At 55.6% G+C, this 15,412-nt stretch carries 13 protein-coding genes; 4 read left to right on the top strand and 9 right to left on the bottom strand.

The window, feature by feature from the left end:
• Positions 1-362: 362 nt before the first annotated feature.
• A complete protein-coding gene (rpsT, locus tag H5P17_RS00265) occupies positions 363-623 on the top strand; it encodes a 30S ribosomal protein S20 (RefSeq protein WP_012005147.1) in 261 nt (86 codons plus the stop codon).
• 70 nt (positions 624-693) lie between these two features.
• Here rpsT and nhaR read toward each other — a convergent pair whose 3' ends face one another.
• From nhaR to dnaK, 4 genes are all read right to left on the bottom strand, one after another.
• Complete coding sequence (nhaR, locus tag H5P17_RS00270; protein WP_004950031.1) at positions 694-1,593, bottom strand: transcriptional activator NhaR; 900 nt, start codon at positions 1,591-1,593, stop codon at positions 694-696.
• Positions 1,594-1,787: 194 nt separating this feature from the next.
• Positions 1,788-2,954 carry a Na+/H+ antiporter NhaA gene (gene nhaA, locus H5P17_RS00275; RefSeq protein WP_044554120.1) on the bottom strand — a complete coding sequence of 389 codons (1,167 nt, stop codon included), beginning with the start codon at positions 2,952-2,954 and terminating at the stop codon, positions 1,788-1,790.
• Between the two features lie 235 nt (positions 2,955-3,189).
• Positions 3,190-4,320, bottom strand: a complete 1,131-nt coding sequence (gene dnaJ, locus H5P17_RS00280) for a molecular chaperone DnaJ (RefSeq protein ID WP_020825148.1) — start codon at positions 4,318-4,320, stop codon at positions 3,190-3,192.
• A gap of 106 nt (positions 4,321-4,426) precedes the next feature.
• Complete coding sequence (gene dnaK, locus H5P17_RS00285; RefSeq protein ID WP_020825147.1) at positions 4,427-6,340, bottom strand: molecular chaperone DnaK; 1,914 nt, start codon at positions 6,338-6,340, stop codon at positions 4,427-4,429.
• 324 nt (positions 6,341-6,664) lie between these two features.
• On the opposite strand from dnaK, the gene satP reads away from it, so the two are divergent.
• Positions 6,665-7,264, top strand: a complete 600-nt coding sequence (gene satP, locus H5P17_RS00290; RefSeq protein WP_182820684.1) for an acetate uptake transporter — start codon at positions 6,665-6,667, stop codon at positions 7,262-7,264.
• A gap of 53 nt (positions 7,265-7,317) precedes the next feature.
• Here the strand turns inward: satP and H5P17_RS00295 are convergent, their stop codons facing one another.
• The 3 genes from H5P17_RS00295 to tal all read right to left on the bottom strand — a co-directional run bounded on the left by H5P17_RS00295 (position 7,318) and on the right by tal (position 10,441).
• Positions 7,318-8,625 (bottom strand): MFS transporter, encoded by a 1,308-nt coding sequence (locus H5P17_RS00295; RefSeq protein WP_182820686.1) that lies wholly within the window; start codon positions 8,623-8,625, stop codon positions 7,318-7,320.
• Positions 8,626-8,749: 124 nt separating this feature from the next.
• A complete protein-coding gene (mog, locus tag H5P17_RS00300) occupies positions 8,750-9,337 on the bottom strand; it encodes a molybdopterin adenylyltransferase (protein ID WP_182820688.1) in 588 nt (195 codons plus the stop codon).
• A 150-nt stretch (positions 9,338-9,487) separates the two neighbouring features.
• Positions 9,488-10,441 (bottom strand): transaldolase, encoded by a 954-nt coding sequence (gene tal / locus H5P17_RS00305; protein ID WP_044554117.1) that lies wholly within the window; start codon positions 10,439-10,441, stop codon positions 9,488-9,490.
• A 381-nt stretch (positions 10,442-10,822) separates the two neighbouring features.
• Between tal and H5P17_RS00310 the strand changes: the two genes are divergently transcribed.
• Both H5P17_RS00310 and yaaA read left to right on the top strand, forming a co-directional pair.
• Positions 10,823-12,247: a sodium:alanine symporter family protein gene (locus tag H5P17_RS00310; protein WP_182820690.1), complete on the top strand. Its 1,425-nt coding sequence runs from the start codon at positions 10,823-10,825 to the stop codon at positions 12,245-12,247.
• A 105-nt stretch (positions 12,248-12,352) separates the two neighbouring features.
• On the top strand, positions 12,353-13,126 hold the full coding sequence (gene yaaA / locus H5P17_RS00315; protein WP_182820692.1) for a peroxide stress protein YaaA: 774 nt from the start codon (positions 12,353-12,355) through the stop codon (positions 13,124-13,126).
• 63 nt (positions 13,127-13,189) lie between these two features.
• On the opposite strand, the gene thrC is transcribed toward yaaA, so the two are convergent.
• Positions 13,190-14,479: a threonine synthase gene (gene thrC / locus H5P17_RS00320; protein ID WP_044554114.1), complete on the bottom strand. Its 1,290-nt coding sequence runs from the start codon at positions 14,477-14,479 to the stop codon at positions 13,190-13,192.
• A 3-nt stretch (positions 14,480-14,482) separates the two neighbouring features.
• Positions 14,483-15,412 (bottom strand): homoserine kinase, encoded by a 930-nt coding sequence (gene thrB / locus H5P17_RS00325; protein WP_044554113.1) that lies wholly within the window; start codon positions 15,410-15,412, stop codon positions 14,483-14,485.

Raw genomic sequence — 15,412 nt, forward strand, 5'->3', positions numbered from 1 at the left:
GATTATACCTTGTACAGCGGTTAAGGTTAACCCGCGATTGGTGCCTTTATGTAATAGACATACCATACCGGAGATAATCTGCAGGTGAAACGCTCTAACCGCAGTTTATCCGGCGTCATCCGCGTGATTACCGACTGCGGCCAATGGGTTGCGACCACCCTGGCAAATCATTGGTGAATTTTCTCGCGAAAGACTGTATTCCCATGACCGAAGCTGGTAAAATCCTGCGCCATCACAACGTAGCAAGTGCCGCCCGTACAAACGGCGCTTATTTGCACAAATTCATTGACAAACGCAGGCTAAAAGGGCATATTCCTCGGCCTTCGAATTGTCCTCAATAGAATATATTTGGGAGTTGGACCTTGGCTAATATCAAATCAGCTAAGAAGCGCGCCGTACAGTCTGAGAAGCGTCGTAAGCATAACGCTAGCGGCCGCTCAATGATGCGTACCTACATCAAGAAAGTAGAAGCTGCTATCGCCACTGGCGACAAAGAAGCTGCGCAAGCTGCTTACGCTGTAATGAAACCAATCGTGGACCGCAAGGCTGCTAAAGGCCTGATCCACAAAAACAAAGCAGCACGCCATAAGTCAAACCTGTCGGCGCGCATCAACGCTTTGTAATAAGCAAAGTGTTGTCTGCTTGAAAAAAAAACCGGCTCTGGCCGGTTTTTTTACGTCTGCGCTACCCGGTCTAGTAGGCAAACAGCGCAGAGAAGTCCTTGTTGCACACCCGCTGTACCGCCGGATGCTGGATCATACGCTCGGCAAAAATGATGTAGTACTCTTCCTGCACGCTATCAATACGTCCAATCTCCACCACGTCATCGTCGTTATAGGTATCTTGCGCATACAGCGTCGGAGCAACGAAGATCGCGTTGTGGTACATGCCAAAGGTCTTCATCAGGGCCGCATCATCAAACTCGCCCAGGATTTCCACCTGAATGCCTTGAGTGTTAAACCAGTTAAGCAATTTACGCCCCAGCATCGAACGTCGGCCAGGGATCAACAATTTGCGCTGCTCCAGGCAAGCGGGGAACGGCAGATCCGGCGCCGGCTGACGACAGAAGAAGCTGATGCCGCACTCACCCAGCTTGAGTGAAAACAGCCCTTCCTGCTGGCTGGAGTCCACCGGGCAGTCTGACAGGATCATATCGAGCTTATGCTGGCTGAGCTGCTCCAACAGCATCTCATGCGTCGACTCAAAGCAACGCAGGTGAATTTGCTCATTATCCACCACCACCGCCGTTTCCAGAACCTGGCTCACCAAACGCTTGGACAGCGCATCCGCCACCCCTACGTCGAACAGCAGGTTGGATTCCTTGCGATAGTTGACGATATCCAGCATTTCCTGGCTGAGCATAAACATCTTGTCGGCATAGCGGAACACCAGCTGCCCCAATTCAGAAGGCACCAGCCCACGCCCCTGCCGCTTGAACAGCTTGCCGTCCAAACGTTCTTCCAGCGCTTTGATCTGGCCCGTGATGGTCTGTGGCGTCAGAAACAACGCTTCGGCGGCGCCGACCACAGAACCTTCCTTGCAGACCTGCCAGAAGTAGTAAAGGTGATTAAAGTTGATATGCGACATCCTCACGAGGTGCTCTCCTTAACATTTCATCGCGGCGAACTTTCGACCGTGACGAGCGACTAATGTCCTTTCCCTGTTTCAGACAACCTGTTGCTGCATTCGTCCCAAACAGAACGGCCGAAGCTGCACATATTTTATACTGTGCAGCTCCGACCAGCTATTGTAGTGTGTCCCCGCAAACAGGGGATACCCTAAAGGGGTTATCTGACCCGTGGTAACGACATGCGCAACAGACCGTACCCGACTACCGCCGCCGTGGTTGACCCAATCAGGATCCCCAGTCGCGAATAGGTGCTTAGTACAACATCCGCATCACCAAACGCCAGTGACGCGATGAAAATCGACATGGTGAAACCAATACCACAGAGCACAGAAACGGCAAACACCTGTTTGAAACCAATTCCTTCAGGCAACCTGGCAATCCCCAGCTTCACCGCCAACAGGCTAAAGGTGAAGATACCCAACGGCTTACCGATAAACAGACCCGCTGCGATCCCGACCGGCAACAGTGAGGTCAGCCCACTCAACGACACGCCCTGTAATGAAACGCCGGCGTTGGCGAAAGCAAACAGCGGCAGGATCATAAAGGCCACCCACGGATGCAGTTCATGCTCTAACGTTTCTGAAGGCGACGGGCCTTTCTTCACGTTCAGCGGGATCATAAAGCCGACGATCACCCCGGCGAGCGTTGCATGCACCCCGGATTTTAGGATCGCTACCCACAGCACCAGGCCGACAATCATATAGAGCGAAGTTTTCCCCACGCCGCGCCAGTTCATAAACGCCAATACGGCAACAGCGGCCGCCGCCACGCCCAACGCCACCATCGAGACTTCATGGGTGTAGAACAACGCGATAATCACGATCACGCCCAGATCATCAATAATCGCCAGCGCCAGCAGGAACACCTTCAGGCTGGTTGGCACGCGGTTACCCAACAGCGCCATCACCCCGAGGGCAAACGCAATATCGGTCGCCGCCGGGATTGCCCAGCCCTGACGGGTCACCTCGTCCGCGCCGTTGAACATCAGGTAAATCAGCGCCGGCGCCAGCATGCCACCCAGCGCGGCAATTGCCGGGAAGACCGCCTTATCGCGACCGGCCAATGAGCCCTGCATCAGCTCACGCTTTACCTCCAGCCCGACCACCAGGAAAAAGATCGCCATCAGGCCATCGTTAATCCACAACAGCAGCGGCTTGGCAATCTCCAGCGAAGACACTTTCACCATGACCGGTAAATTGAGGAAAGCGTGATAGATCCCCTGAGCCGGGGTATTGGCCATGATCAACGCAATAATCGCGGCTACGATCAGGATGATGCCGCCCGCGGCCTCCTGACGCAAAAACTGACGAATAATGTTGGTCACAATACGTCTCTCCAGATTTGTGCGTGGCGCAAGGCCCCCGCAGACAAAGTAATGGAACGAGTATAGACGGCGATTTAGCTCGATAAAATACGTTTATAAATGCTTTAAACATCGATAAAACCGATCTATTTACGATGTATGTCACATTTTTTATAGGGGTATTGGCAAGTGAACGTCAATAAAAAACCCCGGTTTTGACACCGGGGTTATGCAGAACGCTAACGGAGACAGAAGCTTAACGCGTCAGGTCGTCAAAAAACTTTTTCACGCCATCGAAGAAACTTTTCGAACGCGGACTGTTTTTATCACCGGAAGGGCCACCCAGGCTTTCCTCCAGTTCCTTCAGCAACTGCTTCTGCTTGTCGTTCAGGTTAACCGGGGTTTCCACCACCACGCGACACAGCAGGTCACCCTGGCTGCCGCCACGTACCGATTTAACACCCTTGCCGCGCATGCGGAACAGCTTGCCGGTCTGGGTTTCCGTCGGCACTTTCAGCTTCACTCGGCCATCCAGCGTCGGCACTTCGATCTCACCGCCCAATGCTGCCATCGCGAAGTTAATCGGTACTTCACAGTACAGGTTGTTGCCTTCACGCTCGAAGATAGGGTGAGCTTTCACCTGAACCTGAACGTACAGATCGCCAGCCGGTGCGCCGTGTTCGCCTGCTTCACCCTCACCCGCCAGGCGGATGCGGTCACCGGTATCCACGCCGGCCGGGATTTTCACCGACAGCGTTTTGGCTTTCTCTACCCGGCCGTGGCCGTGGCAGCTGTTGCAAGGGTCTTTGATGATCTGACCGCGGCCATGACAGTGCGGACAGGCCTGCTGCACGGTAAAGAAGCCCTGGCGCATCTGCACCTGGCCCTGACCGTGACAGGTTGGACAGGTCACCGGCGAGCTGCCTGGCTTCGCGCCGCTGCCGTGGCAAACGCCACACTCTTCCAGCGTCGGGATGCGGATCTCTTTGGTCACGCCACGAACCGCTTCCTCGAGGGACAGCTCCATGTTGTAGCGCAGATCGGAACCACGGCTGGCGCGTTGACGACGGCCACCACCGAAGATGTCGCCAAATACGTCGCCAAAGATATCGCTAAAGTCGGCACCGCCGCCGCCAAATCCACCGCCGCCGCCCATGCCGCCTTGTTCAAACGCCGCATGGCCGTATTGATCGTAGGCCGCACGCTTTTGATCGTCGGTCAGAACTTCGTACGCTTCCTTGACCTCTTTAAATCTGGCTTCGGCGTCCTGATCCTGGTTGCGGTCAGGATGGTACTTCATCGCCAGGCGCTTATACGCCTTTTTGATCTCACGTTCTTCCGCCGTCTTGGAGACGCCGAGAATCTCGTAATAGTCTTTCTTCGCCATTATTTCTGTAACCCTTAACATGCGTGCACGGGCGTAGAGTTGCCTCGACGCCCGTGCTGGTTTCCGGTAACGGCCTCTCGGCCGTTCCGTGCCCGCTTAAGGGCGATTATTTTTTGTCTTTAACTTCTTCGAACTCAGCGTCAACCACGTCGTCGTCTTTCTGCGCCGCGTTGTCAGCACCGGCATCAGCACCTTGCTGAGCCTGCTGCGCCTGAGCCATTTCCAGCAGCTTGCCGGAGACCTGCACCAGAGCCTGGGTCTTAGCTTCGATCTCGGCTTTATCTTCGCCTTTAACCGCAACTTCCAGATCTTTCAGCGCCGCTTCGATAGCCGTTTTGTCTTCCGCCGGCAGTTTGTCGCCCGCTTCTTCCAACTGCTTACGGGTACCGTGGATCAGGTGGTCGGCCTGGTTACGGGTCTGCACCAGCTCTTCGAACTTACGGTCAGCTTCGGCGTTCACTTCAGCATCGCGCACCATTTTCTGGATTTCTTCTTCGTTCAGACCAGAAGAAGCCTTGATGGTGATCTTCTGCTCACGGCCAGTATTCTTGTCTTTGGCAGACACGTGCAGAATACCGTCGGCGTCGATGTCGAAGGTCACTTCGATTTGCGCCATACCGCGTGGAGCCGCCTGGATGCCGTCCAGATTGAACTGGCCCAGTGACTTGTTATCGTTAGCGCGTTTACGCTCACCCTGCAGCACGTGGATGGTTACCGCAGACTGGTTGTCTTCAGCGGTAGAGAACACCTGGCTGTGCTTGGTCGGGATGGTGGTGTTTTTGGTGATCAGCGGAGTCATCACGCTGCCCATGGTTTCGATACCCAGCGACAGCGGGGTAACGTCCAGCAGCAGAACGTCCTTCACGTCACCGGCCAACACGCCGCCCTGTACCGCAGCACCCACCGCAACGGCTTCGTCCGGGTTAACGTCTTTACGCGGTTCTTTACCGAAGAAGTCAGCGACTTTCTTCTGAACCATTGGCATACGGGTCTGGCCGCCCACCAGGATCACGTCCTGAATGTCGGAAACCGACAGGCCTGCGTCTTTCAGAGCGACTTTCAGCGGCTCGATAGAACGCGCAACCAGATCTTCTACCAGCGACTCGAGTTTTGCACGGGTCACTTTGATGTTCATGTGTTTTGGACCGCTCGCATCTGCAGTAATGTACGGCAGGTTTACGTCGGTCTGCTGAGCGGAAGACAGTTCAATCTTCGCTTTCTCAGCGGCTTCTTTCAGACGCTGCATCGCCAACGGATCGTTGCGCAGATCGAAACCTTGTTCTTTCTTGAACTCTTCCACCAGATAGTTGATCAGGCGGCTGTCGAAGTCTTCACCACCCAGGTGGGTATCACCGTTGGTTGCCAGAACTTCGAAGGTTTTTTCACCGTCAACTTCGTCGATTTCGATAATGGAGATATCGAAAGTACCGCCACCCAGGTCATAAACCGCGATGGTACGGTTGCCGACTTCTTTGTCCAGGCCGTAAGCCAGGGCCGCAGCGGTCGGTTCGTTGATGATACGTTTTACTTCCAGACCTGCGATACGGCCGGCGTCTTTGGTCGCCTGACGCTGTGCGTCGTTGAAGTATGCAGGTACGGTGATAACCGCTTCAGTTACCGGTTCGCCCAGGTAATCTTCCGCCGTTTTCTTCATTTTCTTCAGCACTTCAGCAGAGATCTGCGGAGGTGCAACACGCTGGCCTTTCACTTCTACCCATGCGTCGCCGTTATCAGCAGCCACAATTTTGTACGGCATGATGTCTTTATCACGCTGTGCTTCTTCATCCTGGAAGCGACGGCCAATCAGGCGCTTGATCGCAAACAGGGTGTTTTGTGGGTTAGTAACAGCCTGACGCTTAGCAGGCTGGCCAACCAGGATTTCACCATCCTGGGTATATGCGATGATCGAAGGTGTAGTACGGTCGCCTTCGCTGTTCTCCAGCACGCGTGCTTTACCACCATCCATAATTGCTACACAAGAGTTGGTAGTACCCAGGTCGATACCAATAATTTTGCCCATCTAAACGTCTCCACTAATAAATTCATATTCGGTCAGGTTGCTAACCTATATGCGGGCGAATTTTTGCTTTTCAACTGCCCGACATTTCAGACTTACCCGCGGTCAGCAACTGCGGTTGCAAATAAGATGGGGCCATACAATCCAGCATCAAGGGGCAGGGCAAAAAAAAATTCGTTTTTATCGTCACTCAGATCATTGTTTCCTGTTCTGGGGATCATTATGATGCCGCGCGCTCTGATGGAAGTTATGGGTTTTTCGGCCATTCAGACCATTTATGAATTTACCTATCCATTTTCGTTAAAATTCTGTTATCGCAGAGGACATATGCACACCAACAAGTTGGCGAATCCCGGCCCTCTCGGCCTGATGGGCTTCGGGATGACCACCGTCTTGCTGAACCTGCACAACGCGGGCTTTTTCCCATTGAACTCTTCCATCATCAGCATGGGGATTTTCTTCGGTGGACTGGCTCAGATTATGGCTGGCCTGCTGGAATACAAGAAAGGCAACACCTTTGGCATGACGGCCTTTATCTCTTACGGCAGCTTCTGGCTGAGCCTGGTCGGGCTGCTGCTGCTGCCGCGCCTGGGCCTGGCTGAACCGACCGACGCCAGCGTGCTGGGGATCTATCTGGCACTGTGGGGCGTCTTCACCCTGTTCATGTTCTTCGGCACCCTGCGCGCCAACCGCGTGCTGCAGTTCGTGTTCGGCAGCCTGACGCTGCTGTTCGCCCTGCTGGCCGTAGGTAACATCATCGGCAACCCTGCGCTGCTGAAATTTGCCGGCTACGAAGGCATCATCTGCGGCGCCAGCGCCATCTACCTGGCCATGGCGGAAGTGCTCAACGAGCAGTTTGGCCGTACGGTGCTGCCGATTGGCGAACCCAGCGTCAACAATGTAGAACCTATCCGGGCAGTGGCCTAAGCGTCATTGACCTGAAATGAAAAGCCCTGCGGTTGATTGCAGGGCTTTTTTTTTTAGCTGTAAGAACCGGCGCGTTGCGCCTTGGTTTCGCTGTTCAGATCGCGATGAAGGTAAATCCCCAGCAGCAGTCCTATTCCCGACAGCGCCAACACGTAGTAAGCGGGCGCTAACGGGGTTAACTTCATGATCAACGTCACAAATATTGGGGTTAAACCCCCAAAAATAGCGTATGCGACATTATATGAGAACGAAATCCCGGTAAATCGTACTTCCGCCGGAAAAGCCCGCACCATCACATAGGGTACAGCGCCCACCACGCCCACGCTGAAGCCCACCAGCGCATAGCAGGCGAACAGCATTTCCGGGTGTTCTCCCACCGTGCGATAAAACAGCCAGCTGCAGCCGGCCAACAGCAAACTGCCAACGATAAAGGTTTTGCTGGCACCGAAGCGATCCGCCGCCAAACCCGCGATGATGCAACCGGCAATCAGCATGATGGTGGCAATGCTGTTCGCCTGCAGCGACAGCGCCGGGGCGATACCGAACTGCTTTTGCAGATAGGTGGGGGTCATCAGGATCACTACCACGATACCGGCGGACAGCAGCCAGGTCAGCAGCATCGACACCGCCACTTCCTTGCGATGGTTCAGCACCACGGACTTCAGCGGCAGCTCCTCCGCCAGGGCTTTGCGCGCCTGCATCTCGATGAAAATTGGCGTTTCCTGCAACCAGCGGCGCAGGTACATCGCCACCAGGCCGAAAATACCGCCCAGCAGGAAGGGAATGCGCCAGCCCCCTTCGGCAATGGTCTGTTGGCTGAGCGTGGTGTTGATCACCGTCGCCACCAACGAGCCCAGCAAGATACCGACCGTCAGACCGGCGGTCAGGGTGCCGCAGGCAAAACCAATGCGGCGGCGCGGCACGTGTTCGGCAACAAACACCCAGGCCCCCGGCACTTCACCCCCAATCGCTGCGCCCTGCAGCACGCGCATCAGCAGCAACAACAGCGGTGCGGCAATACCGATGCTGGCGTAGGTCGGTAACAAGCCCATGCCCAGCGTCGGTAGCGCCATCAGCAGAATGCTCAGGCTGAACATCTTTTTACGGCCGACCAAATCGCCGAAGTGCGCCATCACGATGCCACCCAACGGACGGGCCAGGTAACCGGCGGCAAAGATGCCGAAGGTTTGCACCTGACGCAGCCATTCAGGCATATCCGCCGGGAAGAAAAGTTCGCCCATCACCGCAGCAAAGAAAACGAAAATGATGAAGTCGTAGAACTCCAGCGCTCCGCCCAAGGCAGCTAACGTCAGAGTTTTGTAGTCTTGCCGGCTTAACCGGCGATTATTATCGTGAGGCATAGGGTACCGTCGGAGGAGACTGTTAAAATAAAAGCCAGTGGCTTTCTGTAAACGAATCCTTACTATAACGGCAAAATATTTTCACACCAGATCGCTTGGGGCTTATCTCACATAACGCTGAAATTTAGAGGTTTATCTCGCGACGCGCATTCTTCGGACGAAATGCTGCTACCACTTCAGCCTGAGTTTCCACATAAGGCCCCTCGAGCAGTTGGATGCAGTACGGCACGCTGGCGAAGATACCATGCACCACCACCTTGCCCTGCTCGTCCCTGACCCCTTCCAGCGTTTCCTTGATTGACTTGGGTTGTCCCGGCAGGTTGATGATCAGCGCCTGCTTGCGGATCGCCCCCACCTGGCGTGAAAGAATTGCCGTTGGCACAAAGTGTAGGCTGATTTGACGCATTTGCTCGCCGAAGCCAGGCATCACGCGATCGGCGATCGCCAGCGTGGCGTCCGGGGTCACGTCACGTCGCGCCGGCCCGGTACCGCCGGTCGTCAGCACCAGATGGCAGCCCATTTCATCCACCAGCTCACACAGGGTTTGCTCGATCAACGTTTGCTCATCGGGGATCAGCCGGGTTTCCAGTTTGAACGGCGTGGCCAGCGCGTCGGTCAGCCACGCTTCCAAAGCCGGTATGCCTTTGTCCTGGTAAACGCCGCCGGAAGCGCGGTCAGAAACGGAAACCAAACCAATACGTAATATGTCCATGCGTAACCTCTACAGCCTAATGGGGTTCGAACGGGTTCGCTTCCCGCCCTGTTATTCATTCCGAGAGTATAAGGTGTCTGCCCGCGCCGGGGATCTGCGAGCATAAAAAAAGGCGGCCTAAGCCACCTTTTTCTGCGCAGACTGCCTGAATTACAGCAAATCGGCGATCATTTTTTCCAGCTTGCCCTGGTCTACGGCAAACTTGCGGATACCGTCGGTCAGTTTCTCAACCGCCATTGGATCCTGGTTGTGCTGCCAGTAGAACTCAGGCTCGGTCAGCGGCGCAGGACGCGCTTTCACTTCGCCGGTGTAAGCCAGTTTACGCTCCAGAGAACCTTCGCTCTCTGCCAGCTCTTTCAGCAATGCAGGGGCGATGGTCAGACGGTCACAGCCGGCCAGTTCGATGATTTCACCGACGTTACGGAAGCTGGCACCCATCACCACGGTTTTGTAACCGTGCTCTTTGTAATACTGGTAGATCTCGGTAACGGAAACCACGCCCGGATCTTCGTGCGGCGCGAACTCTTTTTTGTCGCCGTTGGCTTTGTACCAGTCGAGGATACGACCGACAAACGGAGAGATCAGGTACACACCGGCTTCGGCACAGGCACGCGCCTGGGCGAAGGAGAACAGCAGCGTCAGGTTACAGTTGATGCCTTCTTTCTCCAACTGCTCTGCAGCGCGGATGCCCTGCCAGGTGGAAGCCAGTTTGATCAGGATGCGATCGTTGCTGATGCCGGCATCGTTGTACAGTTTGATCAGGCGCTTGGCCTTGGCAACGCTGGCCACGGTGTCGTAGGACAGGCGTGCGTCCACTTCGGTAGAGATACGGCCAGGAACCAGCTTAAGGATTTCCAGACCGATGTTGACGGCCAGCTTGTCGGCGGCGTCGGCGATTTGCTGTTCGCGATCGCTGCTCTGCTCGCGCGCCCAGGCAATGGCTTCGTCAATCAGTTTGCGGTATTCAGGAATTTGGGCTGCATTGAGGATCAGCGAAGGGTTGGTCGTAGCATCTTGCGGTTGATACAGCTTCATTGCCGCGATATCGCCCGTATCTGCAACCACGGTAGTGAGTTGGCGCAGGGAAGTTAATTTATCGGTCATGTTGGCATTATCTCATCGTTTGTGCATGAACTTTTGGCATCGTTCAACCATGCCCTGCCCTGATAATAACATGCGCAAGGCCCGGTGCAAGGCTGGAAAATCGCGGCCCGGCGGCGCTAGTTTTATCCTTGAGCGAGCAACCGTTTACGCCAGTATCTTTCGTCATTCTCGAGCTGATGAAAAGGCAATAACGTGCTATCGATTGAATAAATTATGTTAAATTCGCGAAAATTGATGCAATAGGGTGAGTAATCTGAGAAAAATCTCAATTGCTCGGAACCCAGCCGGTTTCAGCTAAGCTCTTGTAAAAATTCAATCAATATATTTTCACCCGTGGTGGACGCGACGCGGTGCGTAACAAATAACAACAAGGAGGGATCCGTGACGGACCTGATGAATTTTATAAATAATATTTTGTGGGGCTCGGTACTGATTTATTTGCTGCTCGGCACAGGCATTTACTTCACCCTACGCACCCGCTTTATCCAGGTCCGCCATTTCAGCCACATGTTCTCGGTGCTCAAGCACAGCAACAAAAGCGACAGCGCTGGCATCTCCTCTTTTCAAGCTTTGTGCACCACTCTCGCCGCGCGCGTCGGAACCGGTAATCTGACCGGCGTGGCTATTGCCCTCACCGCCGGTGGCCCGGGAGCCATCTTCTGGATGTGGGTGGTGGCGTTCATCGGCATGGCCACTTCTTTTGTCGAAAGCAGCCTGGCACAACTCTACAAAACCAAAGACGATCGGGGTAACTACCGCGGTGGTCCGGCTTACTATATGGAGAAAGGACTGGGCATGCGCTGGATGGGCGTGCTGTTTTCCATCTTCCTGATAATTGCCTTCGGATTAGTGTTCAACGCCGTGCAGGCCAATTCCATTGCCCAGGCCTCCGCCGTCGCCTTCCACGTGAAGCCTCTGTATGTCGGTATCGGTCTGGTGATCCTGAGCGGTCTGGTGATCTTCGGCGGCATCCGTTCCGTTGCCCGCGTAGCCGAATGGGTGGTGCCACTGATGGCCGCAGCTTATTTGCTGCTGGCCTTCTGGGTGATTGGCCATAACATTGAGCATATGCCGGCAATCTTGTCGCTGGTGTTCAAGAGCGCCTTCGGGCTGCAGGAAGCGGCCGCCGGCGCCGTCGGCTACGGTATTTCACAGGCGATGACCCAGGGCGTTCAGCGTGGCCTGTTCTCCAACGAGGCCGGTATGGGCTCTGCCCCCAATGCGGCGGCGTCCGCTACCCCTTACCCGCCACATCCGGCCTCCCAGGGCTACGTGCAGATGCTTGGGGTCTTTATCGATACCATCGTGATTTGCAGCGCGACCGCCGCGATCATTCTGTCCTCCGGCGTACTGGATCAGCCGGTGGCCAACGTCAGCGGTATCGACATGACCCAGAGGGCATTATCCGCCGCCGTCGGCAGCTGGGGCTCCCCCTTTGTCGCCATCGCCATTTTCTTCTTCGCCTTTACCTCGATTATCGCCAACTATGCCTATGCCGAGAGTAATCTGGTGTTCCTCGAGCATAATCACCCGGCCGGTCTGCTGGTTTTCCGCTGTGCCGCGCTGGGGATGGTGATGTTTGGCGCGCTGGCCGAGTTGCCGGTGGTATGGAAGATGGCGGACACCTCCATGGCGTTAATGGCCATCACCAACCTGACGGCCATCCTGCTGTTGTCAAAAGTGGCGCTGAAACTGGCCGATGATTATCACCGCCAGCGCACGCTGGGCAAATTGCCTACTTTCGACGCCAACCGTTTTCCGGAACTGAAGTCTCAACTGGAACCCGGCGTGTGGGATAAAAACTGAGTTTTTACGGGCGCGTCTGGCACGCGCCCTGCCTATCAGACCTATTGACCCTTTTTCCCGCGCTTTTTGCTACAGTATCCGTTCTTGGATAAACAGGATCTGGCCATGCTCGTTATTATTTCACCTGCAAAAACCCTTGATTACGAAAGCCCGTTGGCAACAGAACGCTTCACGCAGCCGGAGCTGCTGGACAAGTCGAAGCAGTTGATCAAGATCTGCCGCGAGCTGACGCCGGTACAAATCGCCAAGCTGATGGGCATCAGCGACAAACTGGCCGGGTTGAACGCCGCTCGCTTTGGCGACTGGCAGCCAAAGTTCACCCCGGACAACGCTCGCCAGGCACTATTGGCTTTCAAAGGCGATGTCTATACCGGTTTGCACGCACAGGATTTCAACGAGGGCGATTTTGACTTCGCCCAACAGCATCTGCGCATGCTGTCCGGGCTATACGGCGTGCTGCGCCCACTCGATCTGATGATGCCTTACCGTCTGGAGATGGGCATCAAACTGGACAACGCCAAGGGCAAGGATTTGTACAGCTTCTGGGGCGAGCAGATCACCAAAAAACTTAACGAAGCGCTGGAGCAACAGGGGGACGACGTGGTGGTCAACCTGGCTTCCGACGAATACTTCAAATCGGTGAAACCGGCCAAACTGCACGGCACGCTGATTAAGCCGGTGTTCCTCGACGAGAAGAACGGCAAATACAAGGTGATCAGCTTCTACGCCAAGAAGGCGCGTGGATTGATGAGCCGCTATATCATCAAGAATCGCCTGACGCAGCGCGAACAACTGCTTGGTTTCAACCTGGAAGGTTACGCCTTCGATGAAGCCGACTCCAAAGGCAACGAACTGGTGTTCAAACGCCCCGAACAGTAATCCGCCACGCCCATAAAAAAAGCCGTCGCAATGACGGCTTTTCGCTTTATGCACCCAGGGGGATCAGGCAGGCAAGGCCATCAGGAACTTGCGCAGCTCGCTAAAACCGGCCGGCAGGTTGTGGGACAGCAGCGGTAAATCGGCGCGCAGTGCCAGCGCCTTCGGCAGCGGCAGCTCCTGACCGAGAATTTCTTCTACGCTCTCTTTAAACTTGGCCGGATGCGCGGTGCCGAGGAACAAGCCAAACTCCCCTTCCTGCAACTGGTCACGCAACGCGCGATAAGCGATTGCCGCATGCGGCTCAGAAAGGTAGCCCAGTTGCGCCAGCTCACGCATGCTGTCCTTGGTGGTTTCGTCACTCACCGTTGCGTGCCCCAGTTCTTTCAACTGCCAAATCTTCCGACGGAACAGCTCTTCTACGCGCGGCCAGTTATTCGGCTGGCTGACGTCCATCGCGTTCGACAGCGTTGCCACCGTGGCATGCGGCTGCCACTGACCATTCGTCAGGAAGCGCGGCACGGTATCGTTGGCATTGGTCGCGGCGATAAAACGCTTCACCGGCAGGCCCAGCGATTTGGCCAACAAGCCGGCGGTCAGATCGCCGAAGTTGCCGCTTGGCACCGAAATCACCAGTTGATTACGCGCTTCCTGCGGCAGTTGCGCTACCGCTTCGAAGTAGTAGCAAATCTGCGCCAGCAGGCGGCTGATGTTGATCGAGTTGGCCGAGTTCAGGTGCAGCGCTTCTTTCAGTTCCTGATCGTCAAATGCCTGTTTGACCAGGGCCTGACAGGCGTCGAAGTCGCCGTCAATCGCCACGGTGTGAATGTTACCGCCCAGGGTGCAGAACAGTTTTTCCTGCAACGGGCTGATTTTGCCCTGCGGGTAAAGGATCACCACGCGAACATTTTTCAGGCCGTAGAAAGCATGAGCCACCGCCGCGCCGGTATCGCCGGAAGTTGCCGTCAGGATAGTCACTGGCTGATCGCCCGCCACTTCCGCCAGCATTTGCGCCATGAAGCGGCCGCCGAAGTCTTTGAAGGCCAACGTCGGGCCGTGGAACAGCTCCAGGCAGGCAATGTCGTCTTCCACTTGCGCAACCGGCGCCGGGAATTCAAAGGCCGCCGCTACGCGCTTATGCAAAGCCTCTTCGGAAACTTCGTCGCCAATAAACGCCGACAGAATGCGGCTGCTGCGGGTGACAAAATCCTGCTCCAGCAGATGGTCGATTTCGGTCAACTCAAACTCCGGCAGTTCCAGCGGGAAAAACAGCCCTTGCTGTTTGCCCAGGCCTTGTTTGATCGCCTGCGCGAAGCTGACCTGTTCGTTGTGATCCTTAAGGTTGTAGAGTTTCATGCATTATCCCAGTAGTCGTGCGCCTGCGGTATCCAGACGGCAAATATGAACAAAACCTTCGTCGTTTTGCAGATAGTGATTAGTCAGCCAATCGGCCATGCGTTGTGCCGTAGCGCCATCATCACAGACGGCGAACAGCGTCGGGCCGGAGCCGGAAATACCGCAAGCCAGCGCACCTATATCCTGCGCGGCCTTGCGCGCATCGGCGAAGCCAGGCAGCAGGCGGGTGCGGTACGGCTCGGCAATCACGTCCTGCATCAGTTTGGCGGCCAAGCGTGGCTGCTGGGTGTGGCAGGCATGAATAAAGCCCGCCAGATAGCGGCCGTGGCTGATACAGTCCTGACGACGATACTGCGCGGGCAAAATCGCGCGCGCTTCGGCAGTGGACACCTTGATTCCCGGATAGGCCATCACCCACAGCCAGTCTTTAAAGCATGGCACTTCCTGGCTGATGAAGCCTTCTTCTTCCAGCATCAGCTGCAAGCCGCCGAGGTAGCAAGGCGCCACGTTGTCGTAATGCACGCTGCCGGAGATGCGGCCTTCCAGCTCGCCCATCAGGCTCAGCAGGGTCATTTTATCCAGAGGACGGTTGCAGAATTCATTCATCGCCATCAGCCCGGCAACCACCGAGCAGGCGCTGGAACCCAACCCCGAACCGATCGGCATGTTTTTCTCCAGCCGCATCGCCACCGGGATCTCACGGCCGATCTCCTGGCAGAAACGCTGCCAGCACTGATAAACGATATTCTCTTTTGGATCGTCCGGCAGTTTGCTGACGAAGCGACCGGCGTTCTGCAGGCTGAACGTGGCGGCAGCCTCGACGCTGACGCAGTCGCCCAGCAAAGTACCGTCGATCGGTGACACTGCTGCACCCAGAACGTCAAAGCCGACGCTTACGTTGCCAATTGAGGCCGGCGCATACACCTTAACCAT

The sequence above is a fragment of the Serratia sp. OS31 genome (assembly GCF_014164835.1).
Classification (GTDB): domain Bacteria; phylum Pseudomonadota; class Gammaproteobacteria; order Enterobacterales; family Enterobacteriaceae; genus Serratia; species Serratia liquefaciens_A.

Excerpts from the sequence above, each read along its gene's own strand:
- yaaA (WP_182820692.1), top strand. The coding sequence starts at position 12,353 with ATGCTCGTTATTATTTCACCTGCAAAAACCCTTGATTACGAAAGCCCG.
- thrB (WP_044554113.1), bottom strand. The coding sequence starts at position 15,412 with ATGGTTAAGGTGTATGCGCCGGCCTCAATTGGCAACGTAAGCGTCGGC.
- dnaK (WP_020825147.1), bottom strand. The coding sequence starts at position 6,340 with ATGGGCAAAATTATTGGTATCGACCTGGGTACTACCAACTCTTGTGTA.
- dnaJ (WP_020825148.1), bottom strand. The coding sequence starts at position 4,320 with ATGGCGAAGAAAGACTATTACGAGATTCTCGGCGTCTCCAAGACGGCG.
- satP (WP_182820684.1), top strand. The coding sequence starts at position 6,665 with ATGCACACCAACAAGTTGGCGAATCCCGGCCCTCTCGGCCTGATGGGC.
- mog (WP_182820688.1), bottom strand. The coding sequence starts at position 9,337 with ATGGACATATTACGTATTGGTTTGGTTTCCGTTTCTGACCGCGCTTCC.
- thrC (WP_044554114.1), bottom strand. The coding sequence starts at position 14,479 with ATGAAACTCTACAACCTTAAGGATCACAACGAACAGGTCAGCTTCGCG.
- H5P17_RS00295 (WP_182820686.1), bottom strand. The coding sequence starts at position 8,625 with ATGCCTCACGATAATAATCGCCGGTTAAGCCGGCAAGACTACAAAACT.
- tal (WP_044554117.1), bottom strand. The coding sequence starts at position 10,441 with ATGACCGATAAATTAACTTCCCTGCGCCAACTCACTACCGTGGTTGCA.